19 protein-coding genes are annotated in these 22,614 nt (G+C 47.9%); 15 read left to right on the top strand and 4 right to left on the bottom strand.

What is annotated here, in order from left to right; translation table 11 throughout:
• The first annotated feature begins 141 nt into the window (after positions 1-141).
• From ACN6MW_RS02655 to ACN6MW_RS02610, 10 genes are all read left to right on the top strand, one after another.
• Complete coding sequence (locus ACN6MW_RS02655) at positions 142-1,485, top strand: glycoside hydrolase family 30 protein (RefSeq protein WP_419874099.1); 1,344 nt, start codon at positions 142-144, stop codon at positions 1,483-1,485.
• 87 nt (positions 1,486-1,572) lie between these two features.
• Positions 1,573-3,375, top strand: coding sequence for a sensor histidine kinase (locus ACN6MW_RS02650; RefSeq protein WP_419874098.1), 1,803 nt, complete (start codon positions 1,573-1,575; stop codon positions 3,373-3,375).
• On the top strand, positions 3,350-4,411 hold the full coding sequence (locus tag ACN6MW_RS02645; protein ID WP_419874097.1) for a response regulator transcription factor: 1,062 nt from the start codon (positions 3,350-3,352) through the stop codon (positions 4,409-4,411). Before ACN6MW_RS02650 ends, ACN6MW_RS02645 begins: the two co-directional genes overlap by 26 nt.
• 101 nt (positions 4,412-4,512) lie before the next feature.
• Positions 4,513-5,808, top strand: a complete 1,296-nt coding sequence (locus ACN6MW_RS02640; RefSeq protein ID WP_419874096.1) for an ABC transporter substrate-binding protein — start codon at positions 4,513-4,515, stop codon at positions 5,806-5,808.
• A gap of 88 nt (positions 5,809-5,896) precedes the next feature.
• On the top strand, positions 5,897-6,781 hold the full coding sequence (locus ACN6MW_RS02635; RefSeq protein ID WP_364149654.1) for a carbohydrate ABC transporter permease: 885 nt from the start codon (positions 5,897-5,899) through the stop codon (positions 6,779-6,781).
• On the top strand, positions 6,778-7,605 hold the full coding sequence (locus ACN6MW_RS02630; RefSeq protein WP_419874095.1) for a carbohydrate ABC transporter permease: 828 nt from the start codon (positions 6,778-6,780) through the stop codon (positions 7,603-7,605). The genes ACN6MW_RS02635 and ACN6MW_RS02630 overlap by 4 nt, the downstream gene beginning before the upstream one ends.
• A gap of 36 nt (positions 7,606-7,641) precedes the next feature.
• Complete coding sequence (locus ACN6MW_RS02625) at positions 7,642-9,639, top strand: beta-galactosidase (protein WP_419876253.1); 1,998 nt, start codon at positions 7,642-7,644, stop codon at positions 9,637-9,639.
• 203 nt (positions 9,640-9,842) lie between these two features.
• Entirely contained in the window at positions 9,843-10,958 is a 1,116-nt protein-coding gene (locus ACN6MW_RS02620; RefSeq protein ID WP_419876252.1) for an LLM class flavin-dependent oxidoreductase, read from the top strand.
• A gap of 236 nt (positions 10,959-11,194) precedes the next feature.
• On the top strand, positions 11,195-11,515 hold the full coding sequence (locus ACN6MW_RS02615) for a chorismate mutase (RefSeq protein WP_419874094.1): 321 nt from the start codon (positions 11,195-11,197) through the stop codon (positions 11,513-11,515).
• 36 nt (positions 11,516-11,551) lie between these two features.
• Complete coding sequence (locus ACN6MW_RS02610; protein ID WP_419874093.1) at positions 11,552-12,313, top strand: DUF3891 family protein; 762 nt, start codon at positions 11,552-11,554, stop codon at positions 12,311-12,313.
• 67 nt (positions 12,314-12,380) lie between these two features.
• Here ACN6MW_RS02610 and ACN6MW_RS02605 read toward each other — a convergent pair whose 3' ends face one another.
• The 4 genes from ACN6MW_RS02605 to ACN6MW_RS02590 form a co-directional block, all read right to left on the bottom strand.
• Entirely contained in the window at positions 12,381-13,505 is a 1,125-nt protein-coding gene (locus ACN6MW_RS02605; RefSeq protein ID WP_419874092.1) for a Ger(x)C family spore germination protein, read from the bottom strand.
• Complete coding sequence (locus tag ACN6MW_RS02600; RefSeq protein WP_419874091.1) at positions 13,502-14,602, bottom strand: GerAB/ArcD/ProY family transporter; 1,101 nt, start codon at positions 14,600-14,602, stop codon at positions 13,502-13,504. Before ACN6MW_RS02600 ends, ACN6MW_RS02605 begins: the two co-directional genes overlap by 4 nt.
• Positions 14,599-16,104 carry a spore germination protein gene (locus tag ACN6MW_RS02595; RefSeq protein WP_419874090.1) on the bottom strand — a complete coding sequence of 502 codons (1,506 nt, stop codon included), beginning with the start codon at positions 16,102-16,104 and terminating at the stop codon, positions 14,599-14,601. The genes ACN6MW_RS02600 and ACN6MW_RS02595 overlap by 4 nt, the downstream gene beginning before the upstream one ends.
• Positions 16,105-16,242: 138 nt before the next feature.
• The gene (locus tag ACN6MW_RS02590) at positions 16,243-17,184 is read right to left on the bottom strand and encodes a ribose-phosphate diphosphokinase (protein WP_364149641.1); all 942 of its coding nucleotides are present in this window, start codon (positions 17,182-17,184) and stop codon (positions 16,243-16,245) included.
• Positions 17,185-17,418: 234 nt separating this feature from the next.
• On the opposite strand from ACN6MW_RS02590, the gene ACN6MW_RS02585 reads away from it, so the two are divergent.
• The 5 genes from ACN6MW_RS02585 (at position 17,419) to ACN6MW_RS02565 (ending at position 22,594) form a co-directional block, all read left to right on the top strand.
• Positions 17,419-18,651 (top strand): multidrug effflux MFS transporter, encoded by a 1,233-nt coding sequence (locus ACN6MW_RS02585; RefSeq protein ID WP_419874089.1) that lies wholly within the window; start codon positions 17,419-17,421, stop codon positions 18,649-18,651.
• Positions 18,652-18,756: 105 nt separating this feature from the next.
• Complete coding sequence (locus tag ACN6MW_RS02580; RefSeq protein ID WP_419874088.1) at positions 18,757-20,409, top strand: GAF domain-containing protein; 1,653 nt, start codon at positions 18,757-18,759, stop codon at positions 20,407-20,409.
• A 9-nt stretch (positions 20,410-20,418) separates the two neighbouring features.
• Positions 20,419-21,078 (top strand): response regulator, encoded by a 660-nt coding sequence (locus tag ACN6MW_RS02575; protein WP_419874087.1) that lies wholly within the window; start codon positions 20,419-20,421, stop codon positions 21,076-21,078.
• Positions 21,079-21,237: 159 nt separating this feature from the next.
• A complete protein-coding gene (locus tag ACN6MW_RS02570) occupies positions 21,238-21,864 on the top strand; it encodes an FMN-dependent NADH-azoreductase (protein ID WP_419874086.1) in 627 nt (208 codons plus the stop codon).
• Positions 21,865-22,009: 145 nt separating this feature from the next.
• On the top strand, positions 22,010-22,594 hold the full coding sequence (locus ACN6MW_RS02565) for a TetR/AcrR family transcriptional regulator (protein WP_419874085.1): 585 nt from the start codon (positions 22,010-22,012) through the stop codon (positions 22,592-22,594).
• Positions 22,595-22,614 lie beyond the last annotated feature (20 nt).

The raw sequence follows: 22,614 nt of genomic DNA, 5'->3' as shown, positions 1-22,614 counted from the left end.
GTCACAATTGGCGTAATAAGAAGCCGAAAATCTCGATTGGTTTAATATTGTCCAACTACAGGAACTAATTTTATCCAATTAAACGCTTTCATTCAGAGGCTATAATGGAAAAAACGCTTACAAGGAGTTGGATTTGCGGTTATGAAGCAGAAAAGGATACAATGGTTTTCAAGTACGGAAACCAAGCCTTGGTCAGAGAATCCTATTTTGGATACAGAAATAGAAAATGCCAACCTGACGGTTACGAACGAACAATTTCAACTGCTGGAAGGTTTCGGAGGCTGCTTTAATGAACTGGGTTACGCGGCGCTTCAGCAGTTATCGGAGGATGACCGAAGCGGGGTTATGCACGCGTTATTCCATCCGGACGGCGAACACGGCTTTAGTATCTGCCGGCTGCCGATCGGCGCAAGCGATTACGCGTTAGAGTGGTACAGCTTAAACGAAACCGACGGCGATCTGGCAATGGAGCATTTTTCGATAGCCCGTGACCGTGAATATTTGATTCCCTATATCAAAGAAGCCTTGAAGCAGAATCCAGAGCTGAAGCTGTTTGCTTCCCCTTGGAGTCCGCCAACCTGGATGAAATTCCCGAAATCCTACAATTACGGAACGCTGCGCTGGGAGAAGGAAATCTTGGAGGCTTATGCCCTGTATTTCGTCCGGTTCGTTCAAGCCTATCAAGCTGAAGGGATTACGATTCACCAGGTTCATGTCCAAAACGAAGTGGTGGCGGATCAAAAGTTCCCTTCCTGCGTTTGGACAGGCGAGCAGCTGCGCGAATTTATTCGCGACTACTTGGGACCGGCCTTCGAGCAGCATGGCCTGGATACGGAAATTTGGCTGGGTACGATCAACGCGCCGGAAGCTTGGGATGAATGGCTCAAGAAAAAGGAAACGGATTTCAACGGTTACGCGAATACGGTGCTAAGCGACCCGGAAACCTATAAGTATGTGAAGGGCGTCGGCTACCAATGGGCAGGGAAGCACGCGATCCAGCGGACGGTTCAGAGCTATCCGGAGCTTCGTTACATGCAAACCGAGAACGAATGCGGCGACGGGGAGAACACATGGTTCTACGCGCGGTATGTGTTCAACCTCTATCAGCATTATTTCTCGAACGGCGTGAATGCCTATATTTATTGGAATATGGCGCTTGAGCCGAAGGGAAGAAGCACTTGGGGCTGGGAGCAGAATGCGATGCTTACCATCGACAAGGCGTCGAGGACCGTAACGCGCAATCCGGAATATTACGTAATGAAGCATTTTGCGCATTTCACGTCGCCAAATGATAGACGAGCCGGTTTAAAAGGCTCCTGGGCAGGCAATGCGGTCGCCTTCAAGAAGCCTGACGGCACGCATGTCGTTGTCCTTGCGAATCCCTTCAAAGAACAAAGAGAGCTGCGCTTAGCCGTAGGAGACGAAGTGCGTCTTTTCCAGCTTGAGCCCGAATCCTTTCATACAATCGTGATCCCGTGCGGATAACGAGCGCATACCGACTAACGCCAGCAAGATAGGGCGTTAGTTTTTTGCGCCATAGGCAGGAAGAATAGAAGGAGGTGTCTCGACGCCATGTTTTCAAAGCTAATGAGGACGTTGTCGGATCCCTTTCGGCGAAGCATTCGCAATAAATTGATTTTTACGATGATTATCTTATCCGTTATTCCGATTGTAGCCGTAACCGCATTGGCAGCCGAAAATAACCGGAAGTCGATGGAAACCGAGGTCATCAGCACGAATTTATCCAATATGAAATGGACGGGTATTTATTTAGGCGAGCAGTTTTCGCAATTGAACAATCTCGTATACACCGTTCTAATCAGCCCGCATCTTAACGACTATCTTATGAGCATAGAAGGATCTCGTCTTTATAACCAGTTTGCGGCGCAAAAAAACATCATGGATACGCTGAACAATTTATTTTATTCCGCAGGCAACCATGTTATCGGCGTCGAGCTGTTTCTGAAAGAGCCGAGTAAACTGTTTACCATCAGCTCCAATCAAAATGATCTGGAGTCGTCAACCGGAATACCTTCTCCTTACAAGGAGCTGTTTGAGGAAAACAAGGATTTCATTATTCAATCGAAGAGCGGAGATGACGGGGAGTTCCAGCTTATCCGCAGCATTAACCGCTTTGAGAACCGCGAGAAGCTCGGCGGCATTTCGCTGAAAATCCGATGGTCGATGCTGGATCAGACGCTAAATTTAATCGGCAGGGGCGAGGAACACAAGGTTCTTATCGCAGGCGATGACGGAAGCGTGCTTTACCAGCCTTTCGGAGAGAAGCCGTCGCAAGAAATCATGGATCAAATCAAGCAAACGACAGAGGTTCAAGGTTACTTCCGGCTGCCGGGGGAGTATGTTTTCTACAATACGATCGATCCGGTCGGGTTGAAGCTGGTTACGATTATCCCAACTAGCTTTATTAATAAAAGCGCGCAATCAACGATGCATTTTGGCTTAATCGTAGGCGCGATTTCCATTGTAATTTCGATCTTGATCGCGATATTGCTGGCCTGGCGAACGGCGACGCCGATCGTCACGCTTGCAAGATCCATGCAAGGTCTTGGCATTATAAAGGAAACCGAACAGCTGCCGCAAAGCAATCGCGTGGACGAAATCGGCTTGCTTGAAACGAAGCTGTACAACATGTCTTACCGCATAAGAGAACATATCAAAACGGAATACAGCATGAATTTGGAGAAAAAGACAGCGGAACTTAAAGCGCTGCAAGCGCAAATCAATCCGCATTTTTTGCAAAATACGCTTCAGATGATCGGCAGTATGCTTTTCACCAAAAAACCTGCAGAGAGCTATGAAATTATCCGTTCGTTAAGCGATATGTTCCGTTATGTCATCCGCGACCCTAATGATCTTGCTTCCTTAAAAGCGGAAATCGAGCATCTGAACAATTATATGCTTATTCAATCGCAAAGATTTTCTTCCAAGCTCAGCTATACAACGGATATGGACGAATCGGCAATGGCCTGCTCCATTCCGAAGCTGACGCTACAGCCAATCGTGGAAAATGCTTTTTTTCACGGGCTCGAGAATAAACCCGGAAGCTGGGAGCTCAGCGTATCGATTATATGCGAGGCTGCTGCCGTACGTATCCGCATCCGGGATAACGGCGTCGGCATTCGCGAGGACAAGCTTGCCGATCTAAAAAGGCGGCTGAATCACCAGAACGGGCAAGTATGGACGCACGGCAATCGAATCGGCATTCAAAATGTCGCATCCCGCATACGGATGCATTTTGGTTCCGCGTACGGAATTGCAATAGAAAGCGCGCCCAGAGAAGGGACAACGGTTACAGTTACCATTCCTAATGAATCAGGAGGCGAGCATCATGATAAAAGTATTGATCGTGGATGATGAGAGCTGGACAAGAGACATCATCAGGGCCTTTGGCGAATGGGAAAAGCTAGGCATGGAAATCGTGGGCGAAGCGGAGGATGGACAGGAAGCGCTTCGTAAAACGGAGGAGCTTCAACCCGATATTATCATTACGGATATGCGGATGCCGGGAACGGACGGCGTTCAGCTGCTTCAACTGCTTCAAGAACAATATCCGCAAATTAAGACGATCGTGATCAGCGGCTACGATGACTTCCAATACGCGAAGCATGCGCTGCGCTATAAAGCGATGGATTATCTGCTTAAGCCGGTTGATCCCAAGGAGCTGGATTCGGCGCTGAGCAATTGCAAAAACAGCATCGAGTCCGCGCAAACGGAGCGAAGCGTATTTGCGCTGGATCTTGATATCTCCTATTTGCTGGCAGCCTATAAACAGCTGCTGAAGACGCATTTTAACGAGTTAAATAAAGAAGGCATAACGGCAACGCTGATTCAAATGCAAAATGAGCTTGAGCATAATGGGATTACGAAGCCTGCAATGCTTGAACAGGTGGTTCAGGAGCTGCTCCTGCTGCTCAAGGAATTGAAAATTTCCAATTCACAGGACAGCGAGGGATTACACGCTCCCTTTGGGCAGGAAACGGTGGAGTCCTGCGCCAATACGGTTTCGTTTCTCATTTATCATTATGCCGCAACCATCGATCAGCTTACGCAGCAGCGTAAGTTCAAAAACAAGTTAAATTTGGACGAAGTCCGTCTTTATATGGATAAACACTTTACGGAGTCGGTAACACTAGAGCAACTGGCAAGGGCTTTTTTTGTGAGCAAGGAATATTTGAGCAAGATGTTCAAACAGGAGTACGGGCGCAATGTCACCGACTATTTGCTTCATTTGCGAATGGTCAAAGCAAAGGAATGGCTGCTGGATGAAAGCATCCCGATCAAAGCGATTGCCGAGATGGCGGGCTATGAGGATATTACTTATTTTTACCGTGTATTCAAGAAGCATTTCGGCGTTGCACCGGGCGAAATGCGGAAGAACGGCGAGGTTTAAAATTGTCCAAGGAAAGAGTCTAATTCTGTCCAATTAAACGCTTTCAAAAATTAGTTACAATGAAAGCGTAAACAAAACAAGCTTCTGGGAGGTCAAATTAGATGAAAAAAGTAATGAAAGGCTTGCTAATAACCGTACTCGCTACAACACTGCTGGCAGGCTGCGGAAATAATGCAAATAATACAGGCAGCACAAACGAAGGGGCAGCAGCAGGCGGAGAAGCAAAGAGCGTGAAGCTCAAAATGTTTATCGCGCAGCCAAGACTCAAAGAGCATTACGATAAGTACATTGCAGATTTTGTCGCAAAAGAGAAAGCAGAGAAAAACATCGATGTATCGGTTCAGCTGGAAATGCCGACTGCCGATAATGCCGCACAAATTTTGAAGACGCGCTTGGCATCCAACGATGCGCCTGATATTTTTGCGATTCACGCAATCAATGAGATTCCATCCTACTATAAAGCAGGTTACTTAGAGGATTTGACCGGGCAGCCATTCGTAGGCAAGCTTCTCGACAGCGTAAAACCATCCGTTACAACGACGGACGGCAAGGTTGTTGCCGTTCCTTTGGAAACATTGTCGTGGGGATACTTATATAACAAAAAGATCTTTGCAGATAACGGACTAGTGCCTCCTACGACGCTGACTGAAATGAAAGCGGTTGTAGAAAAGCTGAAAGCGAAAAACATCACGCCATTCGTTCTTTCGTATAAAGAAGCATGGATTCCGCAGCTGCTCCTGCCGCTTGCTGCAGGCGCAATCATCAACACGGAGAATGCTGATTTTATCGAGCGCATGAACAAGGATGAAGGCTCATTCTCGGAAATGAAATCGATGTTCGACGTCTTTGATCTGATTAACGCAAACGGCACGGAAAAAGCAACGGAAGTGGGCGGCGATGACGGCGCTGCAGCGTTTGCTGCCGGAAAAGGCGCAATGTGGCTGCAAGGTCCATGGTACGCGGAAACGATTCTCAAATCCAACCCGGATCTTGATTTCGGCGTGGCACCATTGCCGATTAATGACGATCCGAATGCTACGCTGATCAATCTAAGCGCTTCGACTTCGCTGGCAGTATCAAAAACGACTAAAAACAAAGAAGTTGCTCTTGATTTCATTAACTACGTATTGGATGACACTGCTTCTAACGCATTCTTCCAAGCGCTGAAATTCAACCCGATTGCAACCATCCACACGTATGAGAGCTATCCTTGGGTAAATGACGCAACGGGATACGTAAAAGAAGGAAAATCGTATCAAGATCCAGCTATTCCACAATCGGTTAAAGATGAAGTAGGTAAAGGTCTTCAAGCTTATTATGCGGGTCAAATTTCACAAGATGACGTCATTAAAGCGTTAGACAAAGCTTGGAAATCGTTTAACAAAGTAAATAAGTAATCGTAGGACCTTAGGATGAAGAGGAGAAAGAATATCGTCTTCTCTTCATCCCTTATTTTTAGAGACACATAGGAGAGGGGCGGATACTGTGCCGATCAAGAGCTACAAAAAATACATCTCGCTGTTAACATTCGTCGGGCCTGCATTTATATTATATGCCATCTTCTTGCTCATTCCGACGCTTGGAGGTATGTACTACAGCTTTACGGATTGGAATGGCTTAAATCAAAATTACAGCTTTATTGGTATTGGGAATTTTATCGAAGCGCTAAAAGAAGATCCGGATTTTGTGGGATCCATCCTATTTACATTAAAGTATGTGCTGTTTATGGTGGTGCTGCAAAATGTATTCGCTTTGCTGATCGCCGTCTTTATTGAATCGCGCAAAAAGACCAAAGGCTTCTTCCGTACCATCTTCTTTATGCCAAACATGATCAGTACAATCATAAGCGCGTTCATGTGGACGTTTGTATTCGCGCAGGTGCTGCCTCAACTGGCAGAAAAGACAGCGATTACATTTCTTGACCAAGCCTGGATTGGCGATCCGAAAATCAGTTTCTTCTCCATATTAACCGTATCGCTTTGGAATGGCGTTGGCTATATGATGATTATCTATTTGGCCGGTTTGCAGGGCGTACCGCAAAGCTTGAAGGAAGCAGCGGTCATTGACGGCGCAACCGCGTTCCAAACGTTCCGCAATGTAACGCTTCCGATGATTACGCATGCAATTACCATTTGTTTCTTCCTTACCTTAAACGGAGCGTTTAAAGTGTTCGAGGTCGTATACGGCTTAACAGGCGGCGGTCCTGGACGAAGCACGCAGGTTATTACGATGAATATTTACGAGGAAGCTTTCTCGAATAACTTCCGGTATGGGTATGCGAGCGCCAAATCAGTCATCTTGTTTATTATCATACTCGTCTTTACTTTGATCCAAATTCAAGTCATGAAGAGAAAAGAGGTAGAAGCATGAATCAGAAAAAATCAACCTCAATTCTTATTACGTTTCTGCTGTCCATAGGTGCAGCCATCTCGTTCTTTCCGATTTATTTGGCTGTCATCAATTCGTTCAAGACGCAGGGTGAAATGTTCGAATCATTTGTTTCGTTTCCCACGAGCTTTCAATTCGATAATTACGTGAACGCTTTCCGCCAGCTGAATCTGCTGAACAGCACGCTCAACTCGGTTATCATTTCTGTGCTCGGCATCGGGGGAATCATCCTATGCTCGGCATTAGCCGGCTATAAGCTTTCCCGGACTAGCGGGAAAATCAGCGGCATTATTTTCTTCTTGTTCATTTCATCGATGCTCGTGCCTTTTCATTCCATTATGATTCCGTTGACAAGAATGGCCAAGGCCTTGTCTGTTCAAGGCAGCACGTATGGTCTTGCAATTATATATATTGGTCTCGGCGTCAATATGGCAATATTCCTCTATCACGGTTTTGTGAAATCGATTCCGAGAGAGCTGGAGGAAGCCGCTCAAATCGATGGCTGCAACGAGTATCAAACCTTTTTCAAAATCATCTTCCCGCTGCTGGTTCCGATTACGGTAACGATTGCGATTCTTGATTTCCTTTGGATTTGGAATGATTTCCTGCTTCCGCTGCTGATGCTGACGGACGTAGACGATTACACGCTGATCTTGTCTACGAACACGCTGTTCGGCGAGTATAACAAAGAATGGTCGCTCATCTTGGCCGCGCTTGTGCTGACGGCAATTCCAGTCATCATCATTTATTCGTTCTTCCAAAAATTTATTATGCACGGTATTGCCGAAGGTGCCGTAAAAGGGTAATCTGAGTCAAACCCAGCTGAAGAAGGAGCTCTTATGATGGAAAAATTGTTGTACGGCGTTGCTTATTACGACGAATATATGCCTTATGAGCGGTTAGATGAAGATATTCGGATGATGAAAGAAGCAGGCATCAACGTCGTCCGGATTGCGGAATCGACTTGGAGTACGCATGAGCCGCAAAACGGCGTGTTTGACTTCTCTTCCGTCGACAAGGTGCTGGACGCCATGCATAAGGCCGGCATCGCGGTGATTGTCGGTACGCCGACCTATGCCGTGCCGGCTTGGATGGTCAAAGAGCATCCGGACGTACTCGCGATTACCGCTAGAGGTCCCGGCAAATACGGCGCCCGGCAAATTATGGACATCACGAATCCGGCCTACCTCTTTTATTCGGAACGGATTATTCGGAAGCTGATTAGCCGCGTATGCACTCATCCAGCCGTTATTGGTTATCAAACGGACAATGAAACGAAGCATTATGATACGGCGGGGCCGAATGTCCAGCTGCAATTCGTGAAATATATGCGGGAGAGCTACGGTACGCTTGAGCGAGTGAATCAATTGTTCGGACTTGATTATTGGAGCAACCGTATTAACAGCTGGGAGGAATTCCCTTCGGTTATCGGAACGATCAATGGCAGCCTTGGCGCAGAGTTCGCTAAGTTCCAGCGCAAGCTCGTAAATGAATTCCTGGCATGGCAGGTCTCTCTAGTGAACGAGTATAAGCAGCCGGGACAATTCGTTACGCAAAACTTTGATTTTGAATGGCGGGGATATTCCTTCGGCGTTCAACCTTCCGTAGATCATTTTGCCGCTTCTGAGCCCTTTGATATCGCGGGCGTAGACATTTACCATCCCTCACAGGATGATTTAACCGGCATCGAAATTTCATTCGGCGGCGATATGACGCGTTCGCTGAAAAACAGCAACTACTTGGTTCTCGAGACGCAAGCGCAGGCTTTTCCGCATTGGACGCCGTATCCCGGGCAATTGCGGCTGCAGGCGTTCAGCCATCTCGCATCGGGAGCGAATATGGTCGCTTATTGGCACTGGCATTCCATCCATAATTCATTCGAAACGTATTGGAAAGGTTTGCTAAGCCATGACCTTAAGCCGAATCCGGTCTATAACGAGGCCACCACGGTGGGAGCCGATTTTGCGAGGCTGAGCGATAAGCTCGTGAACCTGAAGAAACAGAATCAGGTTGCCGTAATGGTGAGCAATGAAGCATTGTCCGCTATGGAGTGGTTTAAGCTGCCAGACGGGAAAATCTACAATGACGTCGTGCGCGCTTTATATGATGAACTGTATAAGTTAAATGTCGAGGTTGATTTTATTCAGCCGTCATTTGACCGTTTGGATGAGTACAAGCTGATTATCGTTCCGGCGCTTTACGCGGCAGCCACCGCGGATTTGGAACGGCTTAACGCTTATGTGAGCGGTGGCGGCCATGTGGTCTATACGTTCAAAAGCGGCTTTACGGATGAAGTGGTAAAGGTTCGCGACACCGCGCAGCCGGGCATTATTAACGAGGCATGTGGAATCACTTACAGCTTATTCGTGCAGCCTAATCAAGTTGGCTTGAAAGGGAAGCTGATCAAGGAAAGCGATGGGTTTAGCCAAGTTGGGATGTGGATGGAGCTTATTACGCCTACGACGGCCGAGGTATTGGCTTATTATGAGCATGCGCAGTGGGGCGAGTATGCGGCGATTACCCGAAATGAATATGGGAAAGGAACGGCAACCTATATCGGCTGCATGCCAAGCGCAGAAGTGGTGAGCAGAGTGCTTAGCGGCGCCGTTCGGGACGCAGGATTATGGGGTTCGAATCAAGAGCTTGCGTTCCCTGTAATCGTGAAAACGGGCGTCAATGGCAATGGGCAAACCATTCGGTATTATTTTAATTATTCGGGACAAGCGATTTCCGTTCCATTTCGTCATCAGAACGGCAGGGAGCTGCTGTCAGACCGCAGCGTTGCAAGCGGAGAGAACTTGGAGTTGGCTCCTTGGAGCTTTCTTATTATCGAAGAGTAGCAATACCATAAGGTTGAAGCAGGCATGGCTTGCTTCAACCTTATTTGCGTATGCTAATGATCATAAGAAACGTGAGCGTCCAGATGCGTAACTTGACGAAATTAAATTACTTATGTATCATTACTTACGATAAGTAACTACTATAATAATCGAAGCGTTAGAAATCAGCGCGTGAATAGAATAGAACGAAAGTGGTGTTTGTCATCAAAGAGGAAACAACGCATACGGAAGGCTTACTTCGTTCAGAGAAGCAGCATGGTGATTTTGAATTTGGCATTTATACGCTGGGCGACCTATGTCCTAGCCCCGTTATCGGGCAAATGCCAAACGCAAGAGAACGTATGAAAGAGATCCTAGCGGCTGCCCGGCTTGCCGATGAGGCCGGTATTGATATTTTTGGCGTTGGTGAGCATCATCGTTTGGATTTTGTCATTTCATCGCCACCCGTTGTTTTGGCGGCAATTGCGCAAGCGACAAAGAACATTCGAATAACGAGCGCGACGACTGTGCTTGGCACGTCGGATCCGGTGAGGGTGTTCGAAGATTTCTCGACCTTGGACCTGTTGTCGGACGGCAGGGCGGAAATTATAGCGGGACGCGGAGCTTATGTAGAATCCTTTCCTTTGTTTGGTTTCGAGCTCAGTGATTATAAGGCTCTGTTTCTGGAGAAGCTTGGCATGCTGCTGGATCTGAACAAAGACGAGCGGGTAACCTGGGAAGGCGCTTTCCGGACGTCGCTGCAAAATGCGGAAATTGCCCCCCGTCCGCTGCAAACGGAGCTGCCGGTTTGGGTCGGAGTCGGCGGCACTCCGCAAAGCGCGGAGCTGGCTGGCAGCTTTGGCGCGGGCATGGCGCTCGCGATCTTAGGCGGCGACCCGGCGCGGTTTAAGCCGCTTGTCGACGCATACCGGACCGCCGGCATAAAAGCGGGCCACAAGGCTGATGCGTTAAAGATTGCTATAACAAGCCATGGCTATATCGCAAAGACCGCCGAGCAGGCAAAACAAGAATACTATCCTCACTATGCGAATTATGTGAGCCAGTTTATGGGCGGTAATGCCAGGGGCGAGCATCTTTCGCGCGAGCAATTCGAGCTGATGGCAAGCCCGATGAACGCCTTGGCGGTGGGAAGCCCGGAGCAGCTGGTTGAGAAGATATTGGCACAGCATGAGCTTTTTGGCCATCATCGTTTTATGGCTCAGTTCGATATCGGCGGAATCCCTTTCCCGAAGGTAGCCGCATCGATTGAACTGCTGGCGGCGAAGGTGATGCCGGTAGTACGCAGAGAACTGCGGAAATCAGCGGCGCAAACCGTGTAACGCTTAACTATAATGTCAACGGAAGACTGGTCATTGCCGTCCAAACGGCGATTGCCAGTTTTTTTGTTTGCTGGAAAATGGTTTTGATGGTTTTGATCAGTCTAGAGTTGCTATAGGAGTGAAACCAAACTTTCGTTTTTGGGTATGGATAGAGGAGGAGATTGATGAAACCGCGTAGCCGATTCGGTTGCTGAGGTGGTACAATATATTAATACTGACAGATAAGGGAGAGACATATGAAGGCTTCCAAACTAGAGGAATTAAGACAAAACATTGATCATTTGGATAAGGAGATTATTTCCTTGCTCGCAAAAAGGTTTCAATTGACGGAAGAAGTGGGAATCTATAAAGCAGCCCAGAAGCTTACTGCGCAGGATCCCGGCCGTGAATCCCAACAATTCGAAAAAATTGCGAAGCAAGCTGCGGATACGGATTTAAACCCGGATTATGCGTCCGTTATTTACAGATGCGTAATGGATTTAGTCATTGCCAGACATAAAGAAATAGAGCTGTCCCATCAGACAAACACGCCAATTGGACAAATAGAAGCCTACTAAACAACCGTTTACTTCAAGAAGGAAGGGATGGTAAGGATGATCGTTTACAAAATGGAAGACGCGTTCATCTTCATTGCGCAGCAGGATCATGCCCGTATTTCGGGAGACCTCGTTTCCGCTTGGCAGGACGCTTTGTTCCTCAGTGCCGAGCGCAGGGAGGAGCTAAACTTAGCCGCTTATGAGCATGATAGCAGCTGGATCGATTTGGATCGTATTCCGCTTTGGAATGATGCGGCGGATGCTCCATTTTCTTTCCGGGATTTTCCGGGAAACATCCGCTTCGTCTTTTACTCCAGAGGACTTGACCGTGTACAGGAAATCAGCCCGTATGCCGCTCTGCTCGGCAGTATTCTGTATACGACGCTTGCCGAGCAGTTTAGAAACGAGGATACGGTAACGTTCGTCGAACGTGAGTTTACAAGGCAAAGCGCCATAATCGAGCAGCTGCAGCTTGACGTGAAGCTGCTTCAGCAGCATGCGAAGGCATTGCTGCTTTGCGATGAACTGTCGCTGTTCGCTTGCATGGAGAAGCCGGGAACCTTGCGTGAGCATTACGAATGGTTTGCCAATGGATTTTCTTATTGGTTCGATCGCACGGGGCAAACGAAAATGCTTGCCGAGTGGAAGAATGAATCGACGATCGAGCTCGAACCGTTCCCTTTCAGCCTGGATATCGATACGGTTCTGTCATACAAGAAGGTAAGTCATGCTGATATATCTAAATTTGGAATAGCAGAAGCGTATCGCCGAGAGCAGCATCGGGAGCATAGGCTCCGGTTTCAACCCAAAAAAAGTTAAAAACCGAATGATTGGCTTAAGGATACCTCGGATTTTCTGGGGTATCCTCTTATTTCTAGCCATTTCCTTATCTGATCGGCCCCATGGCTCCAATCGTGAGATCTAATTTCACATGGACGTCCGCATCCTCAAACGCTTCTCCCCAGTGATCTTCCACTTTTTTAAACGCTTTATACTCAAATGCCCTTGCGTAGATGCCAAGTCCGATCGGATCGATCTGATGTTTTTGGAACGAGCGGATGACCTGTTCCATTTGGGCTTTCATTTGCTCAGCGGCTTGCTTCTCTAATTTATTTGCGTCATTGGCAACATCGTAAGGAAACAAATGCTCGGATAGACCAATCGTCATTTTGATATGAAAATCAAAAACAAAACGGCCATTTTGGTAGGAGGTTGCTATTTTCGTCTTTATTTTGTTTGCCGTGAAGCTCAGCATGTCGGTAGCGAATGGGCCGATATTGGGCTCGCCTGGTATCCGATAGGAGAAGCTGACGCCAGGCTTGGCTTTCTTTTGCAAGACATGGAGCAGCGCGGTTTCTTGGGCATTTAAAGACTTTTCGTATTTTCCTCTCGAGTTAAGCAGGGCGGAACCTTCCAACCGCAGTTCCTTTTTCACTATTTTTACTTCAGCCATATAAGGCGAAATTCCCTTTTCATAAAATAATTGATGCAGATCTTGCACGGTCGTAGCATACGTTTCCGATTTTTTGCTTTTGGTCTCGACCATTCCCCTGAGCAAAATAGGCAATTGAGGCTGGTCATCTTTGTTTAGGTATATAATCTCCGATACGGGGCTGTCAATGACGATAACCCTGTCCATGACCGTATTTCTTGGATCGCGAAATAGCACATCAAGCATTCGGAACCAATCCTCATGCTCCAGCAAACGTTTTCCGATCAAAAGGACTTGATAATTCCGACCCTGCACGGAGCCGGCCGTTTGGGCGTCTTGCTGTGAATTGGATTGACGGAGCGTAAACGCTTTGCCTCCGCCTTGTTGGCTCTTTTTGTTAATGTTTTTGCTGAATACCGGTATTGTAATGTAATATTGGAATTTATCGTTCTCATCTAGGTCGATGCCTAAGGCAAGGGGCGTCGCCGCATTTTCAAGAGAGAGTTCATCACTGCAGCCGCAGGCCGAAAGACAAATGACTGCCAAGATAATCAGGCATTTTCGCAGATGTAGTTTCATATTCGGTTCCTTTTCATCCAAGCCTTTTTTGAGGCGATAAAGGCGAGCAGCAGACATGGAAATACATATTCTATACCGATCCCGAACCAACCAATCCAAGCGCCGAGAATATCGCTTTGATTAAAGGTGGGCAAATAAAAATAGGAGCTTATAACAAGCGCGATGCAAAATAGCTGTATGGGCAGGATCGTATCCTTCAAACCGAAAATCCATTTTAAGCAGAAAGCAGCAATATAGGTGGAAGGAATCCATGCCAATGAGAATAAAAATAAATAAAAGGCGATAAAAGGAACCTCGATCCGTTCCATGAAACGGAATTCGATGGTCTTCAATATGCTGATGGTGGGATCATTGTACTCATTGATTTCGTCGGGACTGAAATACATAAAACAAATCATCGTGATGTAAAGATAGATAAGCATCGTTATTAAGCTGGAGTGAAAGAGGCTTCGAAAGGCTTTCTCCTTCTTTTTTAAATGCGGATATAAAATAAAGGTAGCCACCATGCCGAGACTAGGGTAAAGCATAGCAGGCACAGCCTTCAGGACAGGCGCCAAGCCCTCCTTGAACAGGGGGAGAAGATAGAGCCAGTGGGCGTGTTTGAGCGTAAATAAATATATGAACGGTATCCAACCGGAAAAGAAAAAGATGAGCTCGGAATATCTTCCAATGGTTTGAGGCCCATGCTTGCTGATGATATAAGCAGGCACGAGAAATAAAACCATGAACAAATAAGACGACGTGTTTGGCATCAGCCATGCCTTTGTTATGAGAATCCCCCGGTCTAGGCTGTCATACACAAAAGATAGAAAATACAAACAAAGCAGCAAAGCAAAGCTTTTGCCGGCCCAAGCGCCAAATTGTTTGGAGAGCAGATCAAGTATCGTGCCATCAGGCATATTTTGCATGATCCTCACGATTATAAAGCTTGCTGCCAGACTAAAGGCAAATCCAATGGGGATCGCCATCCATCCGTCGGTTCCGCCTGCTTCCGCAAGATGTCTAGGAAGCGAGAGGATGGATACGCTCACTTGAATGCCTGAGATGATAAATGTGAATTGCATGGGTGTAATGAGTGTGTTCTCGCTTCTACTCATTGGTCCTCCTCCTTCTGAGTATGGGGGCCCTGTCTTTCTCTTTGCTGGGGCAGGCTGCTTGTTGGACGGTTTTTAAGAAGCCATATCGGTATTCTGACGAGGCTATCCTTCCAATCGGACAACCGTATCGGACCAAGCGGACTGCTATAAGGCATCCCTAACGACTTCAAGGTCAACAGGTGGGCAAGCATTGTCATCAAGCCGATAACCAATCCTACAAATCCGAATGTGGTTGCGAGAACCATCAATAAAAATCGGATGAGTCTTACGGCGGCTACCATATCGTAGTTGGGCAAGATAAACGAGGAGATAGCCGTGAATGCAACAACGATAACCATAATGTTGCTTATCAAGCCGGCTTGAACGACGGCTTGTCCTATGACGATACCGCCTACTATGCCCACCGTTTGCCCAATAGGCGCGGGCAGCCTGATGCCGGCCTCGCGCAGCATCTCCAGCGTGATTTCCATGAGAATGGCTTCCACGAATGGCGGAAAAGGAACCTGGCCGCGCGATTCCCCCAGTGTCAGCAGCAGCTTCATCGGAATAATCTCGAAATGAAAATTGACGACGGCGATATAAAAAGCAGGGAGAAAAGCCGCGGTGAAGAAAGCAAACAGCCTAAGCAGTCTGAGAAACGTAGCGATAGGCCAGCGGATGCTGTAGTCATCCGTGTTTTGAAAAAAAGACAGGAAGGTAACGGGAGCAATGAGCACACTCGGTGACCGGTCGACAACGACTACGCATCTTCCCTGCAGCAGCTGCGATGCGGCTGAATCCGGACGTTCCGTCGAAATGAACTGCGGAAATAAAGAAAAGGGATGATCCTCGATCAATTCAGACAGCTCGCCTGCAGTTAGAATGACATCAATGTCAACGTTTTGGATCCTTTTCTCCAATGCTTCCAATAGGTCCATGTTCGTGACATCCGCCAAGTACAATATCGTCACAATAGTTTGTCCGCGCCGCCCGACCGTGATTCGCCTCATCTTCAGCTCTCGATTAGCGATATAACGGCGAATCAATGCGATATTTTGCCCGCTTGTTTCCACGAAGCCTTGGTGTGAGCCTTTTAAAGAAGACTCAAGTTGAGAATCTTGAATATCCCGCTGCGGCCAACCCATGGTTCCCAGTGAATAGGCTTCGGTCCGCCCATTGACAAATAATATGCTATGCCCGTGCAGGAGCAGGGCTTCAATCCGCGCCCAGCTCGTCTCAAGTTCGAAATGACTAACGGTCATGATAAGGTCATCGCCAGGCTGCCCGCTGCCGGATTCAAGCTGAAGGGGGCGCAGAACGTCATGATTAATAATCGTGCTATCCGTCAGGCCGTCTATAAAAATTAAAGCAGCTTGCTCGTTCGTCTGCTTGATTGTTAATTTTCGGATAATTAAATCGGGTGTCTCGGAAAAAATGTCTTTGATTCTCGGCAAGATTTTCGTCAGCTCAGCGTCTATATGATCCGATAGGGGAGGAGAGACATTATCGAGCTGTTTATCCATGGGAAAGCGGCTCCTTTCCTTCGTGTATTTAACGCATCGCTCTTATTTTGCCACAGTTATCCATGGTTATTCATGGCACAGAAAATACCCCCTTGCTCTTTCGCAAGGGGGTATGCTTCATTTGCTGTTCCTTTTAATCTAGGTGCCGGCTTTAAACAAGGTGGCGATGGATCCGCCTTCGGTGATGATTTTGATTGCTGTGGCAAGCAGAGGCGACATCGGCAATACGATAAATTTATCGGAGCGTTCCTCGCCGATCGCGATCGTATCCGTAATGACGACCTCGCGAATGTTGGGATGGTCAAGCTTCTCGAGCGCGTTGGCGGAGAAGAGCCCGTGCGTTGCGCATATGTAAGAATCATGGGCGCCTCTTTTCTTAAGCGCCTCTACAACGTTTACGATCGTGCTGCCCGTATCGATCAAATCCTCGATAATGATTGGCGTCATGTCTTCAACATCGCCGATGATATGCGTAATCTCGGATTGGTTATGAGCAGGCCGATTTTTGATCATGATGGCGAAAGGACAATCGAGCAGGCCGGCAAGCTTCTCGGCCGTAGTAGCGCGTCCCGCATCGGGAGATACGACTACCGGGTTTTTAATCTTTTTGTTTCTTAAATATTCAATGATCAAATCAAGCGCGGTTAGATGATCGACCGGAATATCGAAAAAGCCTTGTATCGGATCAGCGTGCAGGTCGACCGTAATAATGCGGTTAGCCCCAACCGTGGTCAGCACATCCGCAACCATCTTAGCTGAAATCGGTTCGCGCGGCGCTGATTTTCGTTCTTGTCTTGCATAGCCGTAATAGGGCATGACGATATTGATCGTTTTGGCCGATGCGCGTTTTGCGGCGTCAATCATAACCAGCGTCTCGATCAAATGCTCGTTAACCGGATGCGAGAGCGATTGAATGATAAAAACGTCGCAGGTACGAATCGACTCCCCGTAGGATACATGGATTTCTCCGCTTTGCTGTCTCGATATGGCGACATTGCCGAGCGGAAGCTCAAGCTCTTTGCACAGCTCCTCGGCCAGTCGTTGGTTCGAAGTGCCGGAAAAAATTTTAACTTTTTGCATTTGTTCCTCCTTAAAGGTTTGCGAAGCAAACCTACTTCGTAAGCATTGGCTTAGGTTTGCGAAGCAAACCTACTTCGTAAGCAAATTTCATCTCTATGCGACAATCTTTGCTCAATCATAACAAACAAAACATTGGAGGACAAATGTTTGCTGTGCCTATAATCGTATTGGAACAAATAATGAAAGGTGATAAAGTAGAGTTTTGATATATTTATTGAAGAAGGAGTTGCAATCGTGCCTAATCACAGCCAAATACAATCCTTAAAGGCCAATCCTTCGGCGGACACGAAGCGGGTGTGGCTCATTCTGCTGCTCGGCTCGTTGTCTGCGTTCGGACCGTTGTCGCTAGACATGTACCTGCCTGCCCTGCCTCAGCTGGCAAAGGACTTCGGAACAAGCTCTTCGCTCGTTCAGCTCAGCTTAACGGCCTGTATGATCGGTCTGTCTGTCGGACAGCTTTTCTCCGGAACCTGGAGCGACATAAAGGGGAGAAGGCTGCCGCTGCTCATTTTTTTAGCCGTATACGCTCTATCCTCGGTATTATGCGCGATGGCGCCCTCAATCGGAATTTTAATCATTCTCAGGTTTATCCAAGGCTTTTCCGGTTCAGCCGGCATTGTTATATCCCGGGCGGTTGTCCGTGATTTGTATGAGGGTCCTTCGCTTACCCGTTTTTTTGCGATGCTGATGCTGGTCAACGGGGCGGCTCCCATATTTGCTCCCATTGCGGGCGGCCAACTATTAAGGGTAACGTCCTGGGAGGGCGTATTCATCGTGCTGGGCGTTTGGGGCGTGCTCATTTTTTTGGCCGTGCTGTTTGGCATGCCCGAGACGCTTGCGCCTGATAAGCGAATGACCGGAGGATTTCGTCAAACGATATCGACCTTCGGCATCCTGCTGCGCGACCGTTCTTTTATGGGCTACGCGCTGGCGCAAGGTCTCGTGATGGCGGCGATGTTCGCCTATATCGCAGGGTCGCCCTTCGTGCTGCAAAATATTTACGGCGTGACGCCGCAAGGCTTCAGCTTGTTTTTCGCAATAAATGGCTTAGGTATTATATTATTCGGACAGCTTACTGGCCGGCTTGCGGCTAAGGTGGGAGAGAATAAGCTGTTCGTCATCGGGCTGGCGATTGCAGCATCGGCAGGAACGGCGCTGCTAACCATGATTTTGCTCGAAGCGGCTCTGATCTATATTCTCGTTCCGTTATTTCTGGTCGTATCCAGCGTAGGCATCATCAGCACGACAGGCTTCTCGCTGGCGATGCAAAAGCACGGCAGCGCCGCAGGCAGCGCATCCGCCTTGCTAGGGCTCCTCTCCTTTACTTTCGGAGGCTTGATGGCGCCGCTTGTCGGCCTCGGCGGCAGCGCAAACGCGCTTCCGATGGGGATTTGGATTGCTGCCGCAGAGCTTGGGGCTGTGGCCTGTTATGTTCTTTTAATTAAAAAGCCGTTCAAAAAGCGGTAATCTTTATGGAAAGCTGTTCATCTGAAATAGAGGAATCTAGGAGGGGGCGGCTCTTTTTTTGCTGTTTGCCTAGGTGTATAATGTGTGGTTAGAAGGGGTGGGAGCATGTCCGCGGAGAAAAGGGCTTATGAGTTGGTCGCGTTGAAGGAAATCGCCGAGACGCTGAACAGTACCAACGACATGGAAGAAATGCTAAAAGACGTGCTTGCCAAGCTGCTCCAAGTAACAGGCTTTACGACCGGCTGGATCTTTATGATCGATCATCACAGCGAAGATTTAAGCGTGACTACACATCATTTACCGGAGGGGCTTCGGGCAAATAACCAAGCACTGATGTGCGGATCAGCATGCTGGTGCGTTGAGAGATTCAAGCAAAATAAGCTGGAGCAAGCGGTGAATATTATCGAATGCTCCAGAATTACATATGCGGTTAACAATGAGCTCGGCGATACGGAGGGTGTTTCCCATCATGCGACCGTGCCGCTTCATGCCGGCTCGGACCGATTCGGCCTTTTGAACGTCGCGCAGTCCGGGAAGGCGAAATTCTCGGAGGAGGAGCTGGCGCTGCTGCAAGCGGTAGCCTATCAAATCGGCACGGCGATTAAACGAATCCGGCTCTACCAGGTTCAGGAGAAGCATGCCCTTCATTATGCGAAGCTCGGCGATGTCATTCAAAAAATAAATGCCATACAGGATATTAACAATTTGCCGCTCCAGGCCGTTCGCTATATTGGCGATACCTTCAACTGGCAGCATGTTTCGTTATTTATGTACGAGCAGGAGCAATTATCGCTGCGGGCGCATTATACGGATAAGTGTGTCAAGAAAGAGTGGCTTTCGATGGAGATTGACCAAGGAGGGACGGTAAGCACCGCTTTCCGTGAGAATCGGATCGTTACCTTGTCGGATTGCCATCAAGTACCCAGCTCATCGTTGACGTCCATCGGAATTCCGCCGTTTTCCTCAGCCGTGGCGATTCCCCTTCGTATTCGAAGCAAGCCGATCGGCGTATTGTTTATCAGCAGCCAGCTGGGCAGGCAATTTGATGATTATCTCGAGGATTTTTTGTATTCGTTAGGGGATCATTTTACGCTAAGCGTGGAAAATTTGAGGGTGTATGAGCAGCGGCGCGAGCTGGCTCGAATGGAAGAGAGAAACCGGATGGCAAGAGACCTGCATGATTCGGTTATTCAAAAAATATTTTCATTATCCTTTCTCGCCAAAGGGGCGGAAACGGTTCTTGCAGGCAAAGAGCCGATCGTCGAGCGGTCCCTGCAAGAAATAAGGCAGCTGTCCCAAGAAACGCTGAAGGAAATGCGAACGCTGATCTGGCAGCTTCGCCCGGCAGGCTTAGAGCATGGACTGCTGACTGCGTTAAAGCAATACGGCAAGAACATGGGCTTAACGGTATTTGAACAGGTTGAAGGCGTAAGGGAGCTGCCCCGGGCAATAGAAGAGGCATTTTGGCGGATCGGGCAAGAAGCCATGAACAATGTAAAGAAGCATGCGGAAACCAATGTGGTTTACGTGCGGTTAGTTAAAACAGAGCAGGCTGCCAGCATAGAAATCAAGGATCAGGGCCTTGGGTTTTCACCCGAGAAACGAAAAGGTAAGCTGACGATGGGGATGCTGACGATGCGGGAGCGGGCGGAGACGCTGGGCGGCGAGCTGTCGATCAAAAGCGCGAAGGGGCGGCCCACTGTTGTAAAAGCTACGATCCCGGTCGCGACAGATATGGAAATGTGGAATGAGGAATGAGGAACAGCCGTGAAGATCAAAATATTATTGGTAGACGATCATCAAATCGTGCTAAAGGGCATTTCGTTTTTTCTCACGATGCAGCCTGATTTCGAATTGGTCGGGGAAGCCCACAATGGACTGGAAGCCGTCGAGAAGGCAGCCGAATTAAATCCGGATATCATACTGATGGATTTGAATATGCCGATCATGGACGGGATTGAAGCGAGCACGCGGATCGCCAAGCAAAATCCGGAGATCAAAGTGCTCGTTCTGACGAGTTTCTCGGACCGCAGCCATATTGTTCCCGCGCTCCAGTCCGGAGCAATCGGGTATATGCTGAAGGATGTAGAGCCGGATCAGCTTGCAGAAGCCATTCGCAGCGCTTATAAGGGGAACATCCAGCTTCACCCGGACATCGCGAGCGCGCTGCTTGCAGAGGTGGTACCGGAAAATGCTGCGGTGAAGGAGCTGCCGAGCCGGGAATTAATCGAACTATTGACTCCGCGGGAGCTGGAAGTGCTGCAGGAGCTTACCAAAGGAATGAGTAATAAAGATATTGCGCGAAACCTGACCGTGGCGGAGAAAACAGTAAAAACGCATGTGAGCAGTATTTTGAGCAAACTTAATATGACGGACCGTACGCAAGCGGCTTTATACGCGGTGCATTTAATGAAAGAACTCGAATAAAAAAGGTCGTAAGACTATAGTCGTAAGACTGAATCTCCGCCCTAGGCGGTTCAATATCACCTTTTTTTCGGTCTATTTACCGATGCTTCCCTCCTTAAAACTATATACAATAAAGGTACTTACAAAAAGTAAATAACATATTGTGGAGGGAAACAAATCATGAGTACAGTTTTATTTGTTAAAGCAAACGATCGCGGAATCGAAATGGGAACAAGCGTTAAGCTATATCACGCTTTTCTAGATAGCTACAAAGCCAGCCATCCTGAGGATGCCGTTATTGAGCTGGATTTGTTTAAAGAAGAATTGCCGTACTTGAATGCGGATATGATCAACGGTAACTTTAAAGCGGCCCGCGGCTACGACCTGACACCAGCAGAGCAAGCGGCAGTAGCGGTTTCCGATAAATATATCAATCAATTTCTTGCAGCGGATAAAGTCGTATTCGCATTCCCGCTTTGGAACTTCACGGTTCCGGCTGTATTGCACACTTACATCGACTACCTTTCTCAAGCAGGCAAAACATTCAGTTATACGGCTGAAGGTCCTGTCGGCTTGATTACAGACAAAAAAGTAGCGCTGCTTAACGCACGCGGAGGCATCTATTCCGAGGGTCCTGCAGCCGGCGCTGAAATGTCGTTCAACTTCATTCGCAACGTAATGGGCTTCTTCGGCGTAAAAAACCTGGAGAGCGTCATTATCGAAGGTCACAACCAATTGCCTGATCAAGCGGAAGCGATTGTTGCTGCCGGCCTTGAACAAGCAAAAAAAGTAGCTGCAAGCTTCTAATTTCAGCGGTAAAGCCAAGACAACCAGACATTCGTCTGGTTGTCTTTTTTGTATTAGGCGTTTTGTAAATAAAAAATGATTGACTCTTTAAGCGGATCAATGTTTATATTATATAGACCGATCGTTATAATCGAGGAGTGAATGGATGTCAGAAAAACAAAATACCAGATGCGCCATTCTTGAAACGGCAGCAAGGCTTTTTTTTACGCAGGGATACCATGCTACCGGTTTGAGCCAAATTATTAAAGAGAGCAGCTGTCCAAAAGGCTCTTTGTATTATTATTTCCCGAACGGCAAGGAGGAGCTGGCGCTGGAGTGCATAAACTGCACCCGTGATCTCGTCATCGAAAAGTGGAATCAAAAATTTTCCGCTTTTGAAGAGCCGGCGGAAGCCATACAGAATTTCGTTCACGATATGGCGGAGGATGCCGAGAAGTTCGATTTTCAAGGATATATGCCCTTTAGCTTCTGGATGGCGGTGGAAACCTCGTCGATCAGTGATACGCTTAGAGCTGCCGGACAGGATGTGTTTGCCGCTTGGCAGGCCGTCATCTCGGAAAGGCTTGTTAGTTATGGCATGGATGAGGCCAAAGCAAAAGAGATTGGCGTCGTCATCATTTCGCTGCTGGAGGGCGCGCTGATCCTGACGTTGACGAATCGGGATAAGCAGCCGCTGTTAAGCGCGGCAAAGTGCATACCCTACGTCATAAACCATTGTCCTTCTTTCTGAGAAGGCATAAATAAAGATAG

Origin of the sequence: Pristimantibacillus sp. PTI5 (assembly GCF_048572955.1) — a bacterium.
Taxonomy (GTDB): domain Bacteria; phylum Bacillota; class Bacilli; order Paenibacillales; family Paenibacillaceae; genus Pristimantibacillus.
The sequence above is the reverse complement of the archived record's forward strand: the minus strand, read 5'-3'. Positions and strand labels throughout refer to the sequence as shown.

What these genes read in the sequence shown, in the direction of transcription:
- ACN6MW_RS02595 (WP_419874090.1), bottom strand. Translation starts at nt 16,104, where the DNA reads ATGGATAAACAGCTCGATAATGTCTCTCCTCCCCTATCGGATCATATA.
- ACN6MW_RS02650 (WP_419874098.1), top strand. Translation starts at nt 1,573, where the DNA reads ATGTTTTCAAAGCTAATGAGGACGTTGTCGGATCCCTTTCGGCGAAGC.
- ACN6MW_RS02570 (WP_419874086.1), top strand. Translation starts at nt 21,238, where the DNA reads ATGAGTACAGTTTTATTTGTTAAAGCAAACGATCGCGGAATCGAAATG.
- ACN6MW_RS02615 (WP_419874094.1), top strand. Translation starts at nt 11,195, where the DNA reads ATGAAGGCTTCCAAACTAGAGGAATTAAGACAAAACATTGATCATTTG.
- ACN6MW_RS02625 (WP_419876253.1), top strand. Translation starts at nt 7,642, where the DNA reads ATGGAAAAATTGTTGTACGGCGTTGCTTATTACGACGAATATATGCCT.
- ACN6MW_RS02590 (WP_364149641.1), bottom strand. Translation starts at nt 17,184, where the DNA reads ATGCAAAAAGTTAAAATTTTTTCCGGCACTTCGAACCAACGACTGGCC.
- ACN6MW_RS02610 (WP_419874093.1), top strand. Translation starts at nt 11,552, where the DNA reads ATGATCGTTTACAAAATGGAAGACGCGTTCATCTTCATTGCGCAGCAG.
- ACN6MW_RS02605 (WP_419874092.1), bottom strand. Translation starts at nt 13,505, where the DNA reads ATGAAACTACATCTGCGAAAATGCCTGATTATCTTGGCAGTCATTTGT.
- ACN6MW_RS02600 (WP_419874091.1), bottom strand. Translation starts at nt 14,602, where the DNA reads ATGAGTAGAAGCGAGAACACACTCATTACACCCATGCAATTCACATTT.
- ACN6MW_RS02640 (WP_419874096.1), top strand. Translation starts at nt 4,513, where the DNA reads ATGAAAAAAGTAATGAAAGGCTTGCTAATAACCGTACTCGCTACAACA.
- ACN6MW_RS02565 (WP_419874085.1), top strand. Translation starts at nt 22,010, where the DNA reads ATGTCAGAAAAACAAAATACCAGATGCGCCATTCTTGAAACGGCAGCA.
- ACN6MW_RS02630 (WP_419874095.1), top strand. Translation starts at nt 6,778, where the DNA reads ATGAATCAGAAAAAATCAACCTCAATTCTTATTACGTTTCTGCTGTCC.
- ACN6MW_RS02580 (WP_419874088.1), top strand. Translation starts at nt 18,757, where the DNA reads ATGTCCGCGGAGAAAAGGGCTTATGAGTTGGTCGCGTTGAAGGAAATC.
- ACN6MW_RS02655 (WP_419874099.1), top strand. Translation starts at nt 142, where the DNA reads ATGAAGCAGAAAAGGATACAATGGTTTTCAAGTACGGAAACCAAGCCT.
- ACN6MW_RS02645 (WP_419874097.1), top strand. Translation starts at nt 3,350, where the DNA reads ATGATAAAAGTATTGATCGTGGATGATGAGAGCTGGACAAGAGACATC.